Origin of the sequence: Curtobacterium sp. 1544, from assembly GCF_040544915.1 — a bacterium.
Taxonomy (GTDB): Bacteria; Actinomycetota; Actinomycetes; order Actinomycetales; family Microbacteriaceae; genus Curtobacterium; species Curtobacterium pusillum_C.
Map to the genome: position 1 here is coordinate 113406 of NZ_JBEPKX010000002.1, position 23044 is coordinate 136449.

15 protein-coding genes and 1 pseudogene are annotated in these 23044 nt (G+C 71.4%); 1 reads left to right on the forward strand and 15 read right to left on the reverse strand.

Annotated features, from left to right (window positions below):
* Positions 1-14: 14 nt before the first annotated feature.
* From ispG to ABIC61_RS02120, 7 genes are all read right to left on the reverse strand, one after another.
* Entirely contained in the window at positions 15-1145 is a 1131-nt protein-coding gene (ispG, locus tag ABIC61_RS02090; RefSeq protein ID WP_079238924.1) for a flavodoxin-dependent (E)-4-hydroxy-3-methylbut-2-enyl-diphosphate synthase, read from the reverse strand.
* A 57-nt stretch (positions 1146-1202) separates the two neighbouring features.
* The gene (locus ABIC61_RS02095) at positions 1203-1763 is read right to left on the reverse strand and encodes a cysteine hydrolase family protein (protein WP_354028632.1); all 561 of its coding nucleotides are present in this window, start codon (positions 1761-1763) and stop codon (positions 1203-1205) included.
* On the reverse strand, positions 1760-3205 hold the full coding sequence (locus ABIC61_RS02100; RefSeq protein WP_354028633.1) for a purine-cytosine permease family protein: 1446 nt from the start codon (positions 3203-3205) through the stop codon (positions 1760-1762). The genes ABIC61_RS02095 and ABIC61_RS02100 overlap by 4 nt, the downstream gene beginning before the upstream one ends.
* A 34-nt stretch (positions 3206-3239) precedes the next feature.
* A complete protein-coding gene (locus ABIC61_RS02105; RefSeq protein ID WP_354028634.1) occupies positions 3240-4574 on the reverse strand; it encodes a M50 family metallopeptidase in 1335 nt (444 codons plus the stop codon).
* 73 nt (positions 4575-4647) lie between these two features.
* Positions 4648-5766, reverse strand: coding sequence for a 1-deoxy-D-xylulose-5-phosphate reductoisomerase (gene dxr, locus ABIC61_RS02110; protein ID WP_354028635.1), 1119 nt, complete (start codon positions 5764-5766; stop codon positions 4648-4650).
* A 3-nt stretch (positions 5767-5769) separates the two neighbouring features.
* The gene (locus tag ABIC61_RS02115) at positions 5770-6741 is read right to left on the reverse strand and encodes an FKBP-type peptidyl-prolyl cis-trans isomerase (protein WP_354028636.1); all 972 of its coding nucleotides are present in this window, start codon (positions 6739-6741) and stop codon (positions 5770-5772) included.
* A gap of 6 nt (positions 6742-6747) precedes the next feature.
* Positions 6748-7224, reverse strand: a complete 477-nt coding sequence (locus ABIC61_RS02120) for an OsmC family protein (protein WP_354028637.1) — start codon at positions 7222-7224, stop codon at positions 6748-6750.
* Between the two features lie 94 nt (positions 7225-7318).
* On the opposite strand from ABIC61_RS02120, the gene ABIC61_RS02125 reads away from it, so the two are divergent.
* Positions 7319-8311 (forward strand): asparaginase, encoded by a 993-nt coding sequence (locus ABIC61_RS02125; protein WP_144749579.1) that lies wholly within the window; start codon positions 7319-7321, stop codon positions 8309-8311.
* 17 nt (positions 8312-8328) lie between these two features.
* On the opposite strand, the gene ABIC61_RS02130 is transcribed toward ABIC61_RS02125, so the two are convergent.
* The 8 genes and pseudogenes from ABIC61_RS02130 to ABIC61_RS02165 all read right to left on the reverse strand — a co-directional run bounded on the left by ABIC61_RS02130 (position 8329) and on the right by ABIC61_RS02165 (position 22989).
* Positions 8329-9021, reverse strand: a complete 693-nt coding sequence (locus tag ABIC61_RS02130; protein ID WP_354028638.1) for a hypothetical protein — start codon at positions 9019-9021, stop codon at positions 8329-8331.
* Between the two features lie 101 nt (positions 9022-9122).
* The gene (locus ABIC61_RS02135; RefSeq protein ID WP_354028721.1) at positions 9123-10742 is read right to left on the reverse strand and encodes a hypothetical protein; all 1620 of its coding nucleotides are present in this window, start codon (positions 10740-10742) and stop codon (positions 9123-9125) included.
* An 84-nt stretch (positions 10743-10826) separates the two neighbouring features.
* Positions 10827-10895: pseudogene (locus tag ABIC61_RS02140) on the reverse strand (zinc-ribbon domain-containing protein); the annotation flags it as partial.
* Positions 10892-13378: a transglutaminase TgpA family protein gene (locus ABIC61_RS02145; protein ID WP_354028639.1), complete on the reverse strand. Its 2487-nt coding sequence runs from the start codon at positions 13376-13378 to the stop codon at positions 10892-10894. The pseudogene ABIC61_RS02140 and the gene ABIC61_RS02145, both read right to left, overlap by 4 nt.
* Complete coding sequence (locus tag ABIC61_RS02150) at positions 13375-14646, reverse strand: DUF58 domain-containing protein (protein WP_354028640.1); 1272 nt, start codon at positions 14644-14646, stop codon at positions 13375-13377. The genes ABIC61_RS02145 and ABIC61_RS02150 overlap by 4 nt, the downstream gene beginning before the upstream one ends.
* 140 nt (positions 14647-14786) lie before the next feature.
* A complete protein-coding gene (locus tag ABIC61_RS02155) occupies positions 14787-15758 on the reverse strand; it encodes an AAA family ATPase (protein ID WP_144749569.1) in 972 nt (323 codons plus the stop codon).
* A 29-nt stretch (positions 15759-15787) separates the two neighbouring features.
* Entirely contained in the window at positions 15788-21580 is a 5793-nt protein-coding gene (locus ABIC61_RS02160; protein ID WP_354028641.1) for an Ig-like domain-containing protein, read from the reverse strand.
* Positions 21577-22989: a serine/threonine-protein kinase gene (locus ABIC61_RS02165; RefSeq protein ID WP_354028642.1), complete on the reverse strand. Its 1413-nt coding sequence runs from the start codon at positions 22987-22989 to the stop codon at positions 21577-21579. Before ABIC61_RS02165 ends, ABIC61_RS02160 begins: the two co-directional genes overlap by 4 nt.
* Positions 22990-23044 lie beyond the last annotated feature (55 nt).

Genomic DNA, 23044 nt, shown 5'->3' on the forward strand with positions numbered 1-23044 from the left:
TTCGGCCCTGCGCCTCAGGACGTGACGACGAGGGGCTTGCCGGTGCCGGCCGCGGGGCCCATGTCCTCGGCGAGACGGTTCGCCTCGGTGATGAGCGTCTCCACGATCTCGGCCTCGGGCACGGTCTTGATGACCTGCCCCTTGACGAAGATCTGGCCCTTGCCGTTGCCCGACGCGACGCCGAGGTCGGCCTCGCGGGCCTCGCCCGGGCCGTTCACGACGCAGCCCATGACGGCGACGCGGAGCGGGACGGTCATGCCCTCGAGGCCCTTGGTGACGTCGTTCGCCAGCTGGTAGACGTCGACCTGCGCGCGGCCGCAGCTCGGGCAGGAGACGATCTCGAGCTTGCGCTCGCGGAGGTTCAGGGACTGCAGGATCTGCAGACCGACCTTGACCTCCTGCGCCGGCGGGGCGGAGAGGGACACGCGGATGGTGTCACCGATGCCCTCGGCGAGCAGGATGCCGAACGCCGTGGCGCTCTTGATGGTGCCCTGGAACTCCGGTCCGGCCTCGGTCACGCCGAGGTGCAGCGGCCAGTCCCCCGCGGCTGCGAGCTGCCGGTAAGCCTTGACCATGACGATCGGGTCGTTGTGCTTGACCGAGATCTTGAAGTCGTGGAAGTCGTGCTCCTCGAACAGGCTGGCTTCCCACACGGCGGACTCGACGAGCGCCTCGGGTGTGGCCTTGCCGTACTTCTGCAGCAGGCTCGGCTCGAGCGATCCGGCGTTGACACCGATGCGGAGCGACACACCGGCGTCCTTCGCGGCACGGGCGATGGCACCGACCTGGTCGTCGAACTTCCGGATGTTGCCCGGGTTCACGCGGACCGCGGCGCATCCGGCGTCGATGGCCTGGAAGACGTACTTCGGCTGGAAGTGGATGTCGGCGATGACCGGGATCTGCGACTTCTTCGCGATGATCGGCAGCGCGTCGGCGTCGTCCTGCGTCGGGACCGCCACACGGACGATGTCGCAACCGGAGGCCGTGAGCTCCGCGATCTGCTGCAGGGTGGCGTTGATGTTCGTCGTCGGCGTCGTGGTCATCGACTGGACGGACACCGGCGCGTCGCCGCCCACGAGCACCTTGCCGACCCGGATCTGCCGGGACTTGCGGCGCGGGGCGAGGGTTTCGGGGACTTTCGGCAGACCGAGGTTCACTGCAGGCACGAGGTGCACTCTACGCGCAGTGGTCGGGCGTTCGGATCAGACGACCGTGATGAGGGGTGCGTAGAGCCGCATCGCCGCGAGGGCCCGCTCGTGGTCGTCGTCGCTCGCGCCGGCGCACGCGTCCGCCACGATGGTCACGGTGGCGCCGGCGTCCGCGGCCGCCAGGGCGGTGGACAGGACGCAGCAGTCGGTGGACACGCCGACCAGGACGAGGTGCGGGTGGTCACCGGTGACCTCCTGGAGGCCCGTCCCCCACTTCCCGAAGGTCGTCTCGGTGACGACGGGGTCACGTCGGTCGGCCGCGGCGGTCCGGAAGGGTTCGGTCAGGTCCCAGACGGGGTCGGTGTCCGGCACGAGCGCGAACGGCCAGTCGCGGTAGTACGGCACCCAGGCACCCTGCGGGTGCTCCGGTGCGACGAAACGGGTGAAGACCGTGCGGCCGGTGAACCGCGGGAGCAACCGCTCGATGCCCGCGGCGGCGTGGACGTAGCGCGGGGTGGCCCAGGGACTGTCACCGGTGAAGACCTCCTGCATGTCGACCACGACGAGCCACGCGTCGTCGGGCACACCCGCGACCGCCAGGTCGACCGCGCTCATGCCTGCTCCTGCCGACGGACCGACCCGCGGGCGAAGAGCAGGGTCCCGAGGAACCCGACGACGAGCGCCACGAGGACACCGAGGTTCGCGTAGGCCCACGCGCCGGTGCGCCCGCCGAGGCTGAACGGCTCGAGCAGGTACCCCTGCCAGTTGAGCCAGGCCGGCACGCCGTAGGTGTTCGTCACGAGCCCCCAGCCGAGCGCGGTCCCGACGACGACGAGGCCGACGGCGAGCCACCGGACGTCGCCGTAGCGTCCACGTCGGTCCTCGAGTTCGCCCTCGGCGTACGGCGCCCGGCGGATCACGACCTCGGCGACGAACACCCCGCACCACGCGGCGATCGGGACGCCCAGCGTGACGAGGAACGCCTGGAACGGCTGGATGAACGAGTCGGCGAAGAACACCACGTAGACGGCGCCGGCGACCATGAACACGCCGTCCACCCCGGCAGCCACCGGACGCGGGATGCGGATGCCAGCACTCAGCAGTGCCAGCCCGGAGCTGTAGATGTCGAGCACGGCGCCACCGACCAGCCCGAGCACCGCGACGAGCGCGAACGGGATGAGGAACCACACCGGCAGCACCGTCGTCAGCGCACCGATCGGGTCGGCGCCGATGGCCGCGTTGAGGTCCTTCGAGGACCCGGCGAGCAGGACACCGAGGACGACGAGCACGATCGGCGCGAGTGCACCGCCGAAGGTCGTCCACCAGACGACCCCGCGGGTCGAGGCCGAGCGGGGCAGGTACCGGGAGTAGTCCGCCGCGGCGTTCACCCAGCCGAGCCCGAACCCGGTCATCACGAGGACGAGTGCCCCGACCACGTTCTGGGCGCTCCCGGACGGCAGTGCGGCGATCGCACCGAGGTCGATCGAGGGCAGCGCGAGCACGACGTAGACGATCGTGAGCACGGCGGTGATCACGGTGATCCAGGTCTGCAGTCGCATGATCACGTCGAACCCGGCGATCCCGGCACCGACCACCAGGGCGGCGACCACCACGAGCGCGACGAGCTTCGTCAGGACGCCGCCGTCCCAGCCGAGCTCGCGGAACACCGTCGAGGTCGCGAGGACGGCCAGCGACGCGAGCGCAGTCTCCCACCCGACCGTGAGGATCCAGCTCAGGAACGCCGGCAGCCGGTTGCCACGGACGCCGAACGCCGCCCGACCGAGGACCATCGTCGGCGCCGAGCCCCGCTTGCCGGCGATCGCGACGATCCCGCACAGCAGGAACGAGAACGCCACCCCGATGACGGAGACGATCGTGGCCTGCCAGAAGGAGATGCCGAACCCGAGGACGAACGACCCGTAGGCAAGACCGAGCACCGAGATGTTCGCGGCGAACCACGGCCAGAAGAGGTCCCTCGGACGTCCCTTCCGGTCGGACTCAGCGATGACGTCGGTGCCCTGCCGCTCGACCGTGCGGACTTCCGGAGCTGTGCTCATGGACTGAGCGTAGTGCTCCGTCCGCGCCGCGCGACTAGCCGAACAGGTTCACGGGCCGCACGATGTCGGCGTAGATGAGCAGCGCGCTCATGCCGGCGAGCAGGACCACCACGACCATCGTGAGCGGCATGGTCTTGGCGAGGTCGATCGGCCCCGGATCCGCCTTGCCGACGAGCTTGAACGAACGGCGCTTCACGGCCTCCCAGAGGGCACCGGCGATGTGCCCGCCGTCGAGCGGCAGGAGCGGCACCATGTTCAGCACGAACAGCCCGATGTTGAGCGACGCCAGGAGCCCGAGGATCGTGTACGCCTTGTCGATCACCGGCACGCCGCTCATCGACGAGACCTCGCCGATCGCCCGTCCGACGCCGACCACCGAGACCGGGCTGTCCTGCGACCGTTCCTGCGTGCCGAAGGCCGCGTTCCACACGGCGACGAGTCGCTGCGGGAGGTCGATGATCAGGTGGGCCGACGCCGAGATCTGCGCCCCCGTGGCCGGCAGCACCGTGGCGGGCGACTGCCGCACGAGCGACTGCCCGATGCTCACCCCGACCACGCCCACCTGCTGCGTCTTCGTGCTGCCGTCGTCGTTCTTCGCGACCGTGCCGTCGGCCGTGTAGACGTCACGCGTCGCGGTCGTCGGCGTGATGTGCAGCGTCTTCTCGGCACCGTCGCGCTCCACGACCACGGTGACGTCCTTGCCCGCGGACTCCTGGAACACCTCGGAGACCTCGGTGATGGTCGGATCCTGCTTGCCGTCGACCGACAGCACGACGTCGCCGGACCGGATGCCGGCCTGCTTCGCCGGGGAGACCGCATCGCCCGAGGCGCACGTGGTGGCCTGGCTCGTCGGCAGGACGCAGTCGACGCTCGAGGTGAACGTCGTCGTGGGCGCGCCGAACCCGACGAGCAGCACCCCGAACAGGAAGATGCCGATCACGAGGTTCATCGCGGGACCGGCGACCATCACGATGATGCGCTTCCACCAGATCAGCCGGTAGAACGCCCGGGAGTCGTCGCCGCCCGAGTCCGCGATCTGCTCGGCGCTCGCCTGCCGCGCGTCCTGCACGAAGGCGCCGTACATGCCGGTGTTCGTGATCGCGTTCGCCCGCCCCGAGGCCCGCGGCTTCAGCATGCCGACCATCGAGATGTAGCCGCCGAGCAGGATCGGGCGGATGCCGTACTCCGTCTCGCCGCGCCGGAACGACCAGATCGCCTTGCCGAAGCCCAGCGAGTACTGCGTCACCTTGACGTTGAACAGCTTCGCGAAGGACAGGTGTCCCAGCTCGTGGAGTCCGATCGAGACCAGCAGGCCGATGATGAAGACGACCACGCCGAGGACGAAGAGCAGAACGGATTCGACGGTCACCGGGAAAGGGTACGGGACGCTCGCCATGACGGAGCCGAGCGCACCCTGGGAGGTGAGTCGTGCCTCCAGTCCGTCAGCGGGACAGCGCGCGGTCCGCCGCGGTGCGCGCCCAGCGCTCCGCTGCCAGCACGCCCTGCAGGGAGGACTCCCCCGGCGTGTGCTCCCCGACCACCCGCTCGACCGTGTCGACGATGTCGAGGAAACCGATCGCACCCGCGTGGAACGCGGCGACCGCCTGCTCGTTCGCGGCGTTGAACACCGCGGGGAACGAGCCGCCGAGCTCGCCGACGCGCTTCGCGAGCGCGACGGCACCGAACGCGTCGGTGTCGAGCGGCTCGAACGTCCAGGTGCTGGCCGTCGTCCAGTCGAGTGGCACGCCGACGTGCGGGACGCGGTCCGGCCACGCGAGGCCGAGCGCGATCGGCAACCGCATGTCCGGCGGCGATGCCTGAGCGATGGTCGAACCGTCCACGAACTCGACCATCGAGTGCACGATCGACTGCGCGTGCACCGTGACGTCGATGCGGTCGTACGGGACGCCGAAGAGCAGGTGGGCCTCGATGACCTCGAGCCCCTTGTTCACGAGCGTCGCGGAGTTCGTCGTCACGACCAGGCCCATGTCCCACGTCGGGTGCGCGAGCGCCTGCGCGGGAGTCACGTCGCGGAGCTCGGCGCGCGACCGGCCGCGGAACGGACCGCCGCTCGCGGTGAGGACCAGCCGGCGGACCTCGTCCGGCGCGCCGGAACGGAGCGCCTGGGCGATCGCGGAGTGCTCGCTGTCGACGGGGACGATCTGCCCGGGGGCCGCCGCGGCCTGCACGAGCGGACCGCCGACGATCAGGCTCTCCTTGTTCGCCAGGGCGAGCGTCGCGCCGGACTCGAGCGCGGCCAGGGTCGGACCGAGGCCGACCGAGCCGGTGATGCCGTTCAGGACGACGTCGGCCTCGACGCTGCGAACCAGGCGTTCCGAGTCCTCCGCGCCGAACGCGGTGTCGCGGACGCCGAAGCGCTCGGCCTGCTCGGCGACGAGGTCACGGTTGCTGCCGGCGGTGAGGCCGACGACCTCGAAGCGGTCCGGGTTGCGGGCGACGACGTCGAGGGCCTGCGTGCCGATCGAGCCGGTGCTGCCGAGGATGACGATGCGGCGCTTCGCGGTCGCCACGGAGCGGTCCGTGGCGCCGGTCGTCGTCACGGGTCAGCCCTTGGCGAGGATGTCGACGACGAAGACGAGCGGGGCGTTCTTCGGGATGCCCGAACCCTCGCGCGGGGTGTCGCCGTAGGCGTCCTCGGGGGTCGCCACGATGAGGACCTGCGAGCCGACCTTCTGGCCGACGAGCCCGGTGACGAAGCCCTTGATGAGTGCACCCTCGGAGATCGTGAAGGTCGTCGGAACACCCTTCGACCACGACGAGTCGAACTCCTTGCCGCCGTCGTACAGGACGCCCTTGTACTGGACCAGAGCGGTGTCACCCTCGGCGATGGCCGCTCCGTTGCCCTGCTTGATGACCTCGACCTGGGTCTTCGTCGGCGCCGCGACGCCCTTCGGGATGGTGATCTCCGGCTCGCCGTCTGCCTTGTCCGTGACCGTCGGGAGCTTCGGGTCCTGCGTCTGCGGGGTGCCGTTCGACTTCGTCGGGGTCTGCGCGACCACGTCGGCGACGACCACGATCTCGCCGCCGGTGTTGAAGCCGAGCGCCGAGGACTGGCCGACCGCGGCGATGCGGTCGCCGACGTTCGCGCACGCCAGCAGCGCGCCGAACCCGGTGCCGCCGACCGACAGCACCTGCGGGTTGCCCTGGTCGAAGCCGACCGTGCCGAGCTTCTTGGCGTCGGAAGCCTGGTACACGCTGTACGACACCTGCGCGTAGTCGCCGTCCTTGAGCGCCTTGCCCTTGCCCTGCACGACGGTGCTGGCCTGCGGCTTCTTCGCTGACAGGCCCTTGTCGAACTGCACGGTGGGCGCGGTCGTGCCCCCGAACGCGCCGCTGACGTCGATCGCCTTCGAGGCCGAACCGGGATCGGGGCACGCCGTGATCGCCGCCGCGGTGGCGCTCGACGACGCACTCGGCGTGGCCGACGACCCGGACGAACCGGATCCGGAGCACGCGGCGAGTCCCAGCACGACGGCGGGGACGAGGGCGATCGGGAGCAGACGCAGACGCTTCACGAGGACCTAGTCTGCCGCACGCACCTTGGTGTGCGGCGCGTGGTGCACAGGAAACGCGACCGACCGGGCGATGAAGCAGAGCTCCGACGCCGTGGCGTGGGCTGCCTCGGCGTCGGCGACGCGGTCCGCCTCGAGGATGGTCACGACCGGGTGCAGAGTGGCCTCGGTCAGCTCGCCGGAGCCGTCTCGGTTGAGGTTCAGGCTCGCGGTCGCGCGGTCCTCGTAGTCGACGACGGTGAAGCCCTGCGTCACGGCGACGTGCAGGTAGCTGAGCATGTGGCACTGCGCGAGGGCGGCGACGACGAGTTCCTCGGGGTTCCACCGGTCGCGGTCACCGCGGAACGTCGGGTCGGCAGAGCCCGCGATGTCGGGCTTGCCGGTGGCCAGGACGTCGTGATCGCGGCCGTACTCGCGGTAGCCGTTCGTGCCGGTGCCGCGGTCGCCGGTCCAGCGGACGGAGACCTCGTAGGAGTGGTCGGTCACGGTGTGCCCCTTCGGCTCGGTACGACTGCGGGTTCACGGGCCGGTGGTCGCCGCTCGGTACGACTGCGGGATGCCGGCTCGGTACGATTGCGGCATGACGGTGAGCCCCGACGTCCGCACTGATCGCCATCCTCTCACCGCCGACGGGTCGGTCGAACTCGCGGTCCTCGACCGCAACGGGTTCGACGAGAGCCGCCACGTCGGCGCCGGCGTGGTGGTGTCCGCCGACGGCACCGTCATCGACTCCGTCGGCGACGTGCAGGCGAGCATCTACCCCCGCTCGACGATGAAGCCGTTCCAGGCGCTCGCGATCCGGCGCGCCGGTGCGGTCTTCTCCGACGAGGAACTCGTCCTCACCACGGCGAGCCACGCCGGTACCGCCGCGCACCAGGCGATCGCGCTCCACATGCTCGAGTCGTTCGACCACGTCGAGGCCGACCTCGGCTGCCCGCCGGACCTGCCGTTCGACCGGTCGACCGCGCGCACCATGACCGAACCCCGGCGTCTGGCGATGAACTGTTCCGGCAAGCACGCCGGCATGCTCGCGGCCTGCCGCGTCAACGGGTGGGACGAGGAGACCTACCTCGACATCGCCCACCCGCTGCAGCAGCGCGTACGTGCCACCGTCGAGGAGTTCACGCACGAGACCGTCGACGTGGTGGGCACGGACGGCTGCGGAGCCCCCGTGTTCCCGCTCACCCTTGCCGGACTCGCCCGCGGGTTCGCGGGGGTCGTCGCACGAGCCGAGTCCGACACTGCGGCGCTCACCGACGCCGTGCTCGACCACCCGTGGGCGATCGACGGCATCGGCCGGGCGAACACCGTCACGATCGAGCGACTGCGGGTGCTCGCGAAGCTCGGCGCCGAGGGCGTCATGGTCATGGGCTTGCCCGGCGGAGCGGCCGTCGCGGTGAAGACCCTCGACGGTGCGCAGCGTGCAGGTACACTCGCGGCGCTCACCCTGCTCGAGCGCAACGGCTTCGTGGACGCTGCCGGCGTGGCGGACGTGATGGCCGCGACCGGCGAGAAGGTCCTCGGTGGCGGCGTACCCGTGGGCGTCCTGCGCGCGGGCGACGGGCTCCGCTGACCGTTCAGGTCCGCAGGTCACGGGTCGAGTTCCGGAAGTACCGGAGACACCGGGACGCCGATCGGCTCGTCGTGCCGACGCACGGAGCAGCCGTACCGGGTGACCTCGACCGCGACGTCCCAAACCCTCGGCACCTGCCCGAGTCCGGCGACGAGCACCACCGTCGTGGTGCGGCGGCCCTCGGCGTCGCTGACGAGAGCCGCGGTGCCGGCGGGCATCGGTGGACACGGCTCGCCCGGGCCGGCGACGACGGTCCGGAGGTCTGGCGCGCTCGCGACCCGGGTCGACGTCCCTGAGGCCACCGTGGCCGTGCGGACTTGTGCGGCGACCGCACGGAACACCGCCACCGCGAGCACGCCGGTGCCGACGACCGCGATGTGGGCGTGCCCCGGACCCTCGACGCCGATCGATCGCCCGTCATCGGTCGATCCGAGCACGATCGTCGGCGGCGCGGGCAGCCGGGCGTCGTCGGACGGCCCCGACACCATCGCCACTGGGCCGTCGGTCGCGACGGGCACGTCGGTCGGCCACTCCGCTCCGGCCGCCGCGGCTCGGGTGGCGCGGACGAGCAGGACGTCGATCACCGCGCAGCACGCTGCTGCCACGAAGAGCGCCACCCGTGACGGCCCGGCAACGGGTGCCACGACGCCGACGACTCCCACGACGACCGCCGCCCCCACCAGGAGGCAACGAGCGGCGAAGGCTGTCATCCCCTCAGCGCACCACGGAACACCCGAGCGTCGGGATCATCCGACGTGAGCTGTGCACAGAACAGCACAGGGCCTCCCCTGTTGAGGAAGAGCCCCCTGCGTCACTGCACCAGGAAGAACTGTTCCCCGACGTCCACGCGCGCGCCACGCTCCACCCGGTAGCGACGACCCGGCTCGCAGCGACGGATCGAGCCGTCGATGTGCCGGACGACGGTGCCGTTGCCGGAGAACCGATCGGACACCCACAGGTCGTCGCCGTCACGACCGAGTTCGAGGTGGGTCTTCGAGACGGACTTGCCCGGGTCGTGCACGGTCAGCAGGTCGTCGAACCGCTCGCCCGGCTGCGGACGCGGGAGCCGTCCGACCAGGCCGGTGCCGTGCACGCCGAAGCGCTCGCCCGTGCTGAAGTGCAGGACGAACGGCGCGCGGGTCGGGGTCTTCGTGACGATGCGGGTCTCGTCGACGTCGTCCTCGAGGTCGCCGTCGGCGCTCGTCGGACCGTCGTCGGACGTCGGCAGCGGCAGCACGGGGCCGGTCATCCCGGGTACCGGCGGCAGCGGGGCTGCGACCAGGACGCCCATCGCGGCGGTGTCCGGGGCGGACGGCGCCGATGACGGGTGGGTCGCGGACCCGGGTGCCGTCGGAGCGTGCGGGACGTCGTCCGGTGCCTGGTCGGCGAGCGGGGCCGCGTGGACGCCGCGCTGTCGGAGGGGGGCACGCGGGGTCGTCTCCGGCAGCTCCCCCTCGGTGTCGGAGGGTGCCTCGGTGGACGGGTCGGTCGCCGTCTCGGTCGCCGACTCGACGACGTCGTCCGACGACGGGGACCCCTGGACCGGACCGTCGGCGGCGCTGGCCGCCTCGCCCGCGGCGTCGGCGCCGGCCACCCCGACTGCGGCATCGGCATCGGCATCGGCATCGGCATCGGCATCGGCATCGGCAGAGTCGTCCGCCGCCCAGTCCGGCCGGTCCATCGGCAGCGGGACGATCGGGCCGGTGAAGGCAGCCGTCACGGCCGGACGCACTGCCCCGCACTCGGCGCAGAAGATGTCGTCCGGTTCCAGTCGGTGCCCGCACACGTGGCAGGTGGTCGCCTGGTTCACCGGCGTCACGAGGGGTGTCGGGCGGAGCGGACGACGGTCGACCAGGGGCTCGACGACGGCGGTGTCGTTCGCCTGGGGCGGCGACGGCACCGCGGGCGCCTCGACGGACTCGACGCTGGTGTCCTCGGCGGGCTCGGCAGCCTGGGCTCCCGACCGCCCGACCCACCAGGACGGCCCGGCTGGGGCAGCGGGCGGTGCCTGCTCCTCGGGACGGCTCCACACAGGAGTGTCCGACTCGGGCCGTTCGGCGAGGCGGGTGACCTCGGGGTCCTCCGGCTCGGACGGGAAGGCGTTGGGGTCGAGCGGCGGCTCGACCGGTTCCGGCGCGAACGGCTGCACCGGGGCCGCCGGTGGCCGCGGTGCCTCGGGCTGGGACGGCGCCGGCGGGACGTCGGCCCCGCGCTGCTGCTGACCGGACCAGTCCGTGAGACCGGAGCCCGCGCCGTGCACGTGCGTCGGCGCCGTACGCGGGGCGTAGTCGTCGGGACGTTGGACGGGCACGGCGGCCGGCGGCTGTTCGTCGGCGCGGTCCGCGCCGGTGAGCCACGCGCGGGTGGCGGGGTCGAGGGTCGCCTCGGGCAACCAGGCGTCGGTGGCCGGGTCCTGGCGGCGTCCGTGCACGTCGGGCTGCTGCAGTGGCGGCGGCGGAGCCTGTTCGACCGGCGGCTGAGCGGCAGGTCGCCGGCTCGCCGCAGCGGTCACCGCACGCCCGCACTCACCGCAGAAGATCGCTCCGTCCGGGAGCATCGATCCGCAGTGTTCGCATCTGATCACGGGTTGCCTCTGTCCTCACTCGGCCGTCCACGACGCTCGCCGGCCTGCAGGCCATCGTAGTCACGCGGCTCCCCCGGACCCTGGCCGTCAGCGGAGCGCGAACCGCGTCGGCCGACGACCGATGCCACGGAGGCCCCGGCCGATCTCGAGGCGTCGGCGATCCGCAGGGACCTGAGCGACACCGCCGCGCGGATGCGCTCCTTGCGCGTCCGGCCGGCCCGCAGGCTCGCGATCGCGTCGTCCGCGGCGGACCACATCCGGTCGGCCGCGGTGACGTCGGCGTCGTTCGGGCCGAACACGGACCGGTCAGCGAGCGCGGCCAGACCCGTACCGCCGTCGCCCGGTGCGCCGACGACCGCCTCGCGCCGGGTCGCGGAACGCTCGACGTCGTGCCCGCGGTCCACGAGTGCGTCGCGGTACTCGTCCCATGCGCCGACGATCCGTGCTCGTGGGGTCGGAGCCCGGCGTCGTCGCCGACGGCGGATCCGCTTGAGGAGCACGATGACGCCGAACGGCAGCAGCACCAGCGCGACGAAGCCGAGCGTGGCGAGCACCCACGGCAGGGCGGCGAGCAGGATCTGCAGCCAGAGCGGCTGGACGGGCGGCGTGTTGCGGTCACTCTGCGGCGGCGCCTGCTGCGACTGGTCCTGCTGTTCGGCCGGGGGCGGCGGGACGACGGTCTCCGGCCGGGTGACCGGCTGCGGTGTCTGCTGCTGCTCGTCCGGGATGTCGCGCACGGTCGGGTTCGGGTCGATCATGACCCACCCCCACTGCGCCGTGTCGACCTCCACCCGCGCGGTGACGTCCGAGCCGCGGAAGGTCGTCGTCCCGCCCGAGGTCGTCCCCGCGGCAGCGTTCCCGCCCGCGTCACCGCCGGCAGAGAACCCCATCACCACCCGTGCCGGGAACCCGATCTGGTTCGCCATCAGGGCAGCGGCCGCCGCGTACTGCTCCTGGTCGCCGATCATCAACGGCGATGTGAGGAGTTCCTGGATCCGGTCCGCTCCGTGGCCGGAGCGACTCGCGCGGTCGTCGCCGACACCGTGGCTGACGTACCCGTTCCGCTTGAGGTCCTGCACCATCGCGACGAGCTTCGCGCCGTCGGTCTCCGCGTCGGCCGTGGACGCGTCCACGGTGTCGCGGACCGCGTCGGGCACCGAGCGCGGTGTCGGGACGGACGCAGTGCCCGGTCGTGCGGAGGCGAGCTGGTCGTCGGTCGGCTGGTCGGGCACCACCGCCGTCAGGTCGTACCGCGTCCCGTCGCCGATCCCTCCCACGACCGCGCCGGTCCCCGTGGAACCGTTGTAGAAGAACGCGCCGCGCTCCTTCTCTGCGCCCGACCCGGTGAACTCCAACCGTTCGAGGTCCCCGACGGTGGGGAGCCACACGCCGCTGTACCCGTCGACGGTCACGCCGACGCGGACGGTGCTGCCCTGCACCCCGCGGACGTCGACCGACGTCGGTACCCGCTCGAACGTCCCGGACGCGGTCGAACCGTCGGCACCACCGACCCGGTACACCACCCCGTCGTACGTGTCGAGGGTCGCGATCCGCACGAACCCGTTCGCCGGCAGCCCGGTCACGCGCAACTGCGCCGTCTGCGCCTCCGTCTGCTCCTCGTACGCGCGGAACCCGCTCAGCGGACTGACGTAGTCCCGCGGGTCGAACGGCTTCACCACGTCGGTCCGGGCGACGGTCCTCCCGGCCGATGGCGGTGCGACGAGCCCGAGCCCGGTCGCGACGACGGCCGCGGCGACGATGGTCCCGGTCCCGACGAGGGCGGGTCGCAGGACCGAGCGCACGAGGGGCACCCGGGCACCGATGGTGGTCGCCACAGCGACCGCCCGCCGCGCGTGCCGCACGGTCAGCGCCCACACGAGCGCGATCCCCGTGAGCACGACGGCGGTCACGATCGACGTGTCCAGCCGGCTCGGCCCGACCACGACACCGGCCGCGAAGAGCACCAGCGCCGGGATGCTGGCCAGTTCCTGCCTGGAGGCACGGGTCGCCACGCTCACGGCCGTCACCGTCGCGACGAGCAACGTCACGAAGAACGGCACGAGCAGCGCCTCGTAGGACCCGACCGGCAGGCTGATGGTCACCAACCGCTTCCAGCCGAGGGCGACGCCGGCGAACAGGTCGACCAGGCCCTGCCCGGTCGGCAGGACCCCGTTGGCCTGGCCGGGGACGGCAGCGGGGACTCCGGCCAGGGCGAACACCGCGACTGTCGCCACGGCGACGACCGCGGTCGGGAGCCGGAAGACGGTACCGACGAGGGCGACGAGGGTGCCGAAGACCACCGCGGTCACGGCGGCGACGATCATCGAGTCGTCGCGGTAGACCGGCCACCAGGCCACGCTCGCCACGGCGAGCAGCAACCAGGTCGCGAGGGTCCCGCCCACCAGCCGTGACGGTGCGAGCCGGCGGGCGTCGCGGCGGACCGTCTTCCGGGCCCGGGTGTCGGGGGACGCTGCGACGCTCATGCGGCCGCCGCCGATCGGTGCAGTGCGTGGCGCAGGTCGTCCAGGTAGCCGATCGTCATGACGGTGAGTCCGGCGACGCGGAGGAACCGGGGCTGCGCCTCGGGTTCGCAGATCACTGCGACGACCTCGACCCCGACGGGGAACCGTGTCGCCGCCAGCCGCAGTGCGGGCAGCTCGACGGTGGACCCGACCACGAGGAACGCGACCGAGATGCCCGCGGTGTCGTTGCCGACGATGCGGGACACCTCGGCGACCGGCAGGCAGGCGTCCGCGAGACCGACCGACGCGAAGTCGTCCAGCAGTCGCGTCGGGGTGACGGTGGGCAACGAACGGACGGCGTACACCGCGCGCTTCGCGAACTCGGGCGTGCGCTCGGAGACGACGACGGAGACCTCCCGGCCGTCCCGGATCGCCCGGGTGCCGAGGGACGCCGCTGCGCTGACCGCGAGCTCGAACTCCTCGTCGTCGGCGAACTCGGCGCGCGAGAGACCCAACGCGACCACGAGGTGCGACCGCCGGGTGTCCTCGAACTGGCGGACCATCAGCGCGCCCGACTTCGCCGTCGACTTCCAGTGGATCGTGCGCGGGTCGTCGCCGGGCATGTACTCGCGGATCGCGTGGAAGGCGATGTCCGAGGGTGAGAGGTCCGTCGTGGCCTGGCCCTCCAGGTCCCGCACGAGTCCGGTGCTCGTGGACGGGATCGCGATGGTCCGCGGGTGCACGATGACCTGCTCCCGTGCGGTCCACACGATCTCGCGGCGCACCAGGCCGACGGGGTCCGCACGGACACCGGTCACCGGACCCACGTCGAGCACACCGCGCCGGACCGTCGGCACCGGGACCTCCTGCTCGAAGGTCCCACGGGAGCCGATCGACGGGATCGCCACGTCGACCAGACCCGCGCCCACGGGGACCTCCACGGTGATCGGGACCGACGGCAGCCGGACCGGGTTCTCGGCCGTGACCACGACGCCAGCCGGGTCCCCCACCGCCACCCGGTGCTGCGGCAACCGCATCCGGATCACCAGACGCGACCGACCGATCAGCGCGATCACGGCGACGACCACCAGGACCGCACCCGCGAAACCGACCACGACGACCTCGCGCAGTCCGAACCGGTACCCGAGCACGAACGCGACCAGCGTGAGTGCCGCCACCGTCCATCCCAAGCCGGTGACCACGGCCGAGACCTCTGCCCACCCACGCTTGACGAGCCTCCAGGCCGTCGACCAGGCCCTGGCGAGACCGACGACAGCATCCGCTGCCACGCCCTCACGGTCCCCGACCAGCCGTGTGCGGACGTTCGTGAGGCCGGCGACCGTCCCCGTGCGCTCGTACGCCGTCGTCCCGCGGCGCGACCGCGTCGAGGACGGGCGGCGCGACCGCGTGGAGACGGGCCGGCGGTCGGTCACGACGCGGCCCGGTCCGCCGGAGGCGGCGTCTCGACGAGCAGCTGCGCGATGACGCTCGTGGCGCTGACGCCGTCGAACTCGGCCTCGGCGTCGAGGACCAGACGGTGCGCCAGGACCGGCACGGCCAGCGCCTTCACGTCGTCGGGCGTGACGTAGTGCCGCGCGTTGAGCGCAGCGAACACCCGCGACGCGCGCATCAGGCCCATCGCACCACGCACGCTGACGCCGAGGCGGACCTCGCTCGCCGAACGCGTGGCGTCGACCAGGCGCGCGACGTAGTCGGCGATCACCGGATCCACGTGCACGGACCGGGCGAGCGTCGCCATCTCGGTGATCGTCGCGGCCGGCACGACGCTCGCGAGGGGCACCGAGCTCGACGGCGCGGAGGACGTCTCGAGGATCTTCACCGTCGCGGCGTGGTCCGGGTAGCCGATCGACGCCTTCATCAGGAAGCGGTCGAGCTGCGCTTCCGGCAGGCGGTACGTTCCCGCCTGCTCGACGGGGTTCTGCGTCGCGATGACCATGAACGGGGCGGCGAGCTTGTGGTTCACGCCGTCGACCGTGACCGCGGACTCCTCCATCGCCTCGAGCAGCGCGGACTGGGTCTTCGGGCTCGCGCGGTTGATCTCGTCGGCCAGCACGATGTTCGAGAAGACCGGACCGCGGTGGAAGTCGAACTCCTGCGTCTTCTGGTCGTAGACGCTGATGCCGGTGATGTCGCCCGGCAGCAGGTCCGGCGTGAACTGGATGCGGTTCGTCGAACCCTGCACGCTCTGCGCCATCGCCCGGGCCAGGCTCGTCTTGCCCGTGCCGGGGACGTCCTCGAGGAGGAGGTGGCCCTCGCTGAGCATCGCCGTGACCGCCAGGCGGATCACGAACGTCTTCCCGAGGAGCACCTGCTCGACGTTGGTCACGATGCGGCCTGCGACGTCGGCGAACCAGGTGGCCTGCTCCGGGGTCATGCTCATGCGGTGTCGTTCCTCGTTCTCGGGGATGGTCAGTTGTCGTTCGCCGGATCGATCGAGCGCACTGCACCGTCCGGGTCCTGACTGTCGTTCACCGTGGCCTGGACCTTGATCGTGTCGTACCCACTCGGCACAGCATCGCTTGTAGTCCACGGTTTCGATGTCGTCGGGTTCGTGTCCGTGCAAGACCCGAACAGCCCATTCGTGCAGTACGTGATCTTGTAGGAACTTGGCTGCAAGTTTCCGTTGTTGTCCGGCGCGTTGATGACGGGCGCCTGCCCGACGACAGCGCCAGTGACGCTCGCGCGCGTCGTGTAGGCGGTCCCCTTTGCTTCCGCGCTCGATGCGCAGTAGTCGCCGTCGACAGCGCAGGACGTGAACACGACCCTGGACACGATGCCGAAGCCAGCACCAGCACCGATCGAGGTGGAACCGCTGAACCGCACAGACGATCCACCGTTCACCGAGTAGTACAGGTACGAGGTGGAACCGTCGGCGCGCAGGTTCACGACGTAGTTCTGTCGGTTGCCCGGGTCGGCATCGACCGTGACCGTGCCGGTCGGGGCGTCCGGCGTCTGGTAGCCCTCGACGCTCGCGGGCTGCGACGCCGTGCAGAACAGCCCGTTGTCGGCGAGTGCGACGTACCGGTACTGGCTGGTGATCGTGTCCGAGGCAGTCGAGTCGGTCCACACGTACTCGGCGCCGGAGGTCGAGCAGCCCGACGGGATCGGCGTGCCGGCGGAGTACTTCGCGATCCGCCAGCTCGGGTTCCCGCCACCCCAGTCAGACTCGCTCGCGCTCAACGCGACGGCGGTCCGGGAGCCCTGTCGGTTCCCGTTGGCGCTCAGGCGAGGTGTGGCCGGGCTGCCGACAGCGGTTCCGGTGCCGGTGCCGGAGTTCCACTGCACCACCGTGCCGTTGCGGTCCGCACCGTTGCGGGCCGACACGGTCACCGTGTACTGCGCCGCACTCTGGGCGCCGGTGAAGGACGTGCTCGTGGCCGTCCCGGTGTTCTTCGAGGTGGACAGCCCCGGACCCTCGATCGACACGACGTAGTTGTCGACCGCCGTGCCGTTGTTCGGCGCACCGACCCGGTTCCAGCTCACGTCGAGCTGGTTCGGGGTGCTCTTGCTCGGCGAGACGGTGATCCCGGTCGGCGGCGCCGGGACGAAGTCGGCACTGATCGGTGCCGAGTTCGGCGAGGCCGCGGAGTCACCGATCGCGTTCTTCGCGACCACCGAGAACTGGTACGACGACTTCGGGTCGAGGCCGGTGATGGTGCAGACCGTCGCGGTGCCGCAGTCCTTCGCGACGCCGTTCGTGCCCTGCAGTCGGTACCCCGTGATGGGCGAGTTGTTCGCCTGCGGGGTCGACCAGGTCAGCGTGGCCTGACCGCCCTCGTACGACCCGGTGCGGGTCGGGGCACCGGGTGCGTCCGGGACGTCCTGCACCGAGATCGTCACGTCGCCCCACACGTACCGGTCCGGATCGTCGGTGGCGTCGGCGACCTGGTACTGCAGGTGCGTGTCGACGGGCTTGGCGTTCGCGGACACGCTCACCTGCAGACGGGACTTGTCCGCGCTCGGGGTGACCGTCACGCCGCCGGGCAGCCCGCCGGAGAGCCCACGGATGTTCACGACGCGCAGTCGCTGCTCGGGGAACGGGTTCGTCGGCTGGTCGTTGGCGAGCACGTCGATGGTCGTCGTCTCGCCGCGCTTCGTGACCGACTTGTCGGCACCGGGTTGGACGAGCGGTCGGGTGGACGCGACCACGTCGACGTTCACGACGCCGCTCCGGCCCTGGTTCGCGTCGTCGGCGACGCCGATGCCGATGGCGGCCGTGGTGTTCTTCTTCGCGGTGTCGGCGACCTTGACGGTCAGCTTCTGCCCGGAGATCGTGGCGGTCGTGCCGTCCGAGGGCTTGCTGACGACCGAGTAGCGGAGCTCCGGCAGGTCCTTCGGGTACGGGTAGTCGGTGAGCTTGGTGAGGTCGATCGTGCGCGACTCCCCCGGCTGCATGTCCACCGCGGAGCCGGTGAACGCGGGCGGCTGGTTCGACCGGGGCGTCACCTTGATCGGCAGCACGAGCGTCGCGACGCGACCCTTCCCGCCGTTCGCGTTCGATCCGTCGGTGACCTCGAACGAGATCGAGGCGTTGCCGTAGTAGAGCTTCGACGAGGTGAACTGCAGGTTCGACGAATCGACGACGAGGTCCTGCCCGTTGGCGTGCGTCGCCTTCACGGTGCCGTCGTCCGTGATCTTCGCCGTCTGGCCGTTCGCCGTCACCACGTACTTCGACAGCGGGATCCGGACGGTGGCCTCGCTCTTGACGGTGATCGCGCCGGCCGTCCGGTTGACCTGGGGCAGCGCGTCGTCGAAACCGGGCACGTGGATGAAGCCGTAGGACACGATGTCCGGGTGGTCGATCCGAGCGACCGAGAACGGGATCACCTGCGAGTCGTCGGTCAGGCGGACGACGATCCGCTGGTCGTCGGTGGTGCGCGCGGTGTCGCCGTAGCCGTCCACGACACCGACCTGCAGGTCGGCCGTGGTGCCCTCGGCGAAGAACACGTTGTCGAGCACGTCGACGGTGACGCTCTGCCGGTGCAGGATGTCCTGCAGGTCGAGCGTCGTGTCGTCGACCTCCGGGCGCAGTGGTTGTGCGTCCGGGTCGACGGTGACGGTGAGGAACGCGGTGCTGGCTCCGCCGTTCTCGTTCGCGACCGTGTACAGGACGGCGTAGTCACCGTTCTTGGCGGTCTTGGGCGGGGTGACTCGGATCTGCTGCTTCTGCAGGACCTTCGCCGTGACGTCCTCCGCCGTGGGCTCCGCCGCGGTGACGGTCAGCTGACCGCCCTCGGGGTCGGAGTCGTTCTGCAGGACGCGGACGGTGACGGAGCCGCCGGGTCGGATGGTGACGTGGTCGGCCTCGGCGACGGGGTTCGACGCCTGTTCGGCACGCGGGGCGATCCCGACGCGCACGGTGCCGGTGGCGCGGGCGCCGAGGGCGTCGACGACCGTGTAGGTGAACTCGTCGGTCCCGGCCGAGTAGTCGCCGGCCTCGTAGGTCAGGGAGTCGGACGCCACGTCGCTCACCGAGCCCTTGTCCGGGTTGGACGCGACGCCGACGAGCTGCACCGAGTCGCCGTCGGGGTCGATGCCGTTCAGGGGGATCGACACCCGGACCGACTGCCCGGCGACGACGCGCGCGGTGACGGTCTGCAGGACGGGCGGGTTGTTCGTCGCTGCGTCCTGCTCCCGCACGGAGATGGAGACGGTCGCGTCGGCGTACTGCCCGTCCGGTCCGGCGACGCGGTACACGGCCGTGTAGCTGCCCGGCGTGTTCGGCGCGAGGTAGCGGAGGTGGTCGCCCGATGCGAAGAGCAGCCCGCCGTCGCCCGGGACGTTCTGCACGAGCTCGGGCTGGAGTGTGAGCGGTTCGCCCTCGGGCTGGGTGTCGTTCGCGAGCACGTCGATGTTGGCGACGTCGCCGACCCGCACGGTCGCGGTGTCGGGCTGGGCGACCGGCGGCTGGATGCGGTCCGGCTTCGGGATCTCGACGACGGTGATCGTCCCGGTCGCCGAGGCGAGCCCGTTGGTCTCGGTGTACCCGAACGACACGGGTCCGTCGAGCGGCGCGGTCAGCGTGACGCGGACGGTGTGCTGGTCGAGGATACTCGCCTGCACGCCGGACCCCCGCTCCGGCCCGGTCAGCGCGGTAACCAGGAGCACGCCGCCAGCGGGGTCGATGTCCGTCGCGGTGACGTCCGTGTCCTTCGTGGACAGGGTGTTGACGAACACGGTCTTCGGTGTCGTGATCGGCGCGGTCGACGCGTCCGGTGGCGCGAGGATCGTGATCCGCACGACGCCGCTGGTCGTCTTCGTGCCGTCCGTGACGGTGTACTCGAGCTGGTGGTCGCCGGCGCTGGCCCCGAGCACGCGGAAGGTCCCGGCGTCGTAGCTCGGCGTGACGGTCAGCCCCGAGGCCGAGGAGACGCTCGTCAACGTGACGGTGCCGTTGCCGCCGCGCACGTGGTCGAGCGGGTCGACGCTGAAGGCCTTGCCGGCGTACCCCTGCACCGGGAAGGGATCGGCGTAAAGGGGCACGCTCCCCTGCTTCGCGACGTGGACCGTGACCGAGCCGCGGCCGTCGGCACGACCGTCGCTGACGACGAGCTGCACGGCGCGGTCGCCCGTCCGGCCACTGGCGTTGCGGTAGTCGAGGAGGCCGTCCGGCGTGGTCGACACCCGGTCGCCGTCGGACGCCGTCGCCGACTTCAGGTACACGGGGTCCCCGTCGGGGTCCACCCAGTCGCCGAGCACGTTCGTGACGACGTGGCCGTTCTGCACCACGTCCGCCGACGTGTCCCGCGCCTGCCTCGGCGGGTCGTTGGCCGAGTCGGGACGGACGGTGACCTTCACGGTCGCCGTGTCCGAACCGCCGTTGCCGTCCGTGATCGTGTACGGGAACGACACCGTGCCGCTGGCGCGTGCCGCCAGCGTGATCTGCAGGCGTTGACCGTCGCCGACGATCGCGACGTCACCGACGGCGTCGTCGACCGTGCCGACCTCGCTGATGACGATCGGGTCGCCGTTCGGGTCGTAGTCGTTCAGCAGGACCGGGAGGCTCGTGGTGCGTCCCGGACGAGCGCCCAGGTCGTCGTCGACCGCGACCGGCGGCTTCTGGTCCTTCTCGACCTCCGGGTCGTCGTCGGAAACCTGCTCCTGCTGCTGATCGTCGTCCTTCTTGATGAGGTCGGACCAGTTGTCGATCAACTGACCGCTGCGGTCGATCGCCCACGAGCGACCGCTCTGCGGGTCGTTCGCGACGACCGTCTCGCCGTTGTGCAGGATCTGGAGGTCGCTCGTGCCCGCCGTGCTGGCCAACCGCTGGAGCGCGCTGCCACGGCAGGTGTCGATCGCCTGCCCGCCTGCCCACGCGGCGTAGGTGCAGGACCCGACGACGGTCGGCCGGGCCGCCCGACCGGACACCCTGAGGGCGGTCGCGTCGACGTTGCCCGACGCGGAGACGCGGACGAGCCCCGCTGTCCCCGCGACGACGACCTCGGAGCCGTCGTCCGTGGACCGCTGGAGCGAGGGGGACGTCCCGACGCGGTCGCCGAGGTCCACCGTGTCACCGTCGACGGACACTTCGCCCGAGGTCCGGTCGAGCACCGCGACGTGGTCCCCGAACGACGCGACCTGGAAGTCGTCGGCGCGGTCCATCTTGACGGTCCAGCGCTCGGCCACCGTCAGGGTCGTGCCGACGTCGACGAGCGACGCCGTCCCGGTCTTCGGGGAGTAGACCGCGACGTGCTCGTCGGAGGCGTCGAAGACCGCGTCGGCGCCGAGTGTGAGGTCCGCCTTCGTCGACGCGTCGAACTCGCCGAGGTCCTTCGCCGGCGTCGCCCACAGCTCCCCGGTGTCGCCGTTGCCGATGACCGCTGTGGAGCCCGCGAAGAACACCTGCGGCGAACCGGCGGGCAGGGTCACCGGGTCGGCGACGGTTGCGTCGGCGACGTCGACCTTCGCCACGGTCCCCTTCGTGGCGTCGACGCTGTACACGGTGGAGCCGCGCTGCAGGACGGAGAGGCTGTCGCTCGCGGTCTCGACCGCGGTGTTCAGCTGCAGGACGCCGGTGTTGGCGCGGCCGACCGCGCCGTACTCGGCCGACGGCACCCAGACGGTGCCGTCACCGAGGTCGACGCGCTGGGTGTGGTACCCGGTGGAGGCGACGGCGGCGGTCGCGACGACCGCGCCGACGACGATGGACGCAGCGACGGTCACCGCGGCCGAACGGTGCTTGGCGAGGAGCGCGCGGATCACCCGGCGCTCCCGATCGTGGCGCACTTCTGGGCGCTGGCCACGCCGGTCTTGCCGTCCCGGTTGACCGCGACGGCGATGCACTCCTCGTCGCCCTTCTTCCCGGAGACGACGAAACGGGCGCCGGTCTGCTGGCTGGCTGCGCCGTTCGACGAGATGACGTACGTGTCGCCGTTGCGGAGCCCCGGGTCGTCCCAGGTGAACGTGACGGAGGACGCGGTCGATGCCGCCTGGACGTCCGACACGACGGGGATGGCTCCGCTGCCCAGGCGTCCGACGACCACCACGGTGGCGATGGCCAGCGCCGCGACGACGACCACCGCGAGGCACGTCGCCCATACCAGGGTGGAACGGGACCGACGTCGGGCGCGGGTGACGGAACCGGTGCGGTGCACGGTGCCGACGCTCTGCGACGCAGCAGCCGACGATCCGCCCTGGACGGCCTTGCGGGTCCGGCGCCGAGCCCCCACACGCGTCGGCGGCTGGAGCTCCCGGATCATCGTGCGGTCGCCGTCCGGCGTCGGGGTCGCGACGGCCCACGCCTCGACCGCGACGTCGGCCGCGGTCTGGGGGATGCCGAGCTCGGCTTCGACCTGCTGGAACCCGCGGACGAGTTCCATCACGGTCGACGGTCGACCGGCGACCCTGCGCGACATGGCCGCGGCGAGCAGGCGCTCGAGCGACGGCGGGACGTCGGTACGCCCCGTCGCCTTCACGCCACCCTTGTCGATGCGGCTCATCAGGTCGGCGGCGCCGTTCTTGCCACCGCGCACCTCGAAGGGGCTGCGGCCGGCGAGCAGCGAGAACACCGTTGCCGCCAGCGAGTACACCTCGGACTGGATGGTGCCGCGGGACTCGTCGATGAGCACCTCGGGCGCCGACCACGGGATGGACATGCCGACGGGCTCGTCGGGGTCCGTGCCGCCGATCGTCGCGGCGATGCCGAAGTCGGACAGGACGGGGTTACCGTACGCCGTCAGCAGGATGTTCGACGGCTTGATGTCGCGGTGGAGCACGCCCTCGCGGTGCGCCGTCTCGAGTGCGGACCCGATGCGGATGCCGATCGACAGCACCTCGGACACCGGGATCGGCTCGCGGCGGTACCGCTCGCTGAGCGACGACGAGCACAGTTCCATGACCAGGTACGGACGCCCGTCGGACGCCACGCTCGCCTGGAACACCGTGAGGATCGACGGGTGCGTGCTGAGGCGGGCCATCAGGTTCGCCTCGGCCTGGAACATCTGGCGGACGCGGTCGTCGACGACCTCGTCGAGGAGCACCTTCACGGCGACCTGGCGTCGCGGCATGTCCTGTTCGTACAGGAACACGTCGGCGAACCCGCCCGACCCGAGGACGTGCACGGGGCTGAACCCGGGGATCACGGGTGGCGTGGACGGCAGGCGTCTCGCCATCGTGCCCTCCTCCCCGGCCGAGCGGCCAGCTCTCTCGTCACGGCCCTGCCATTGT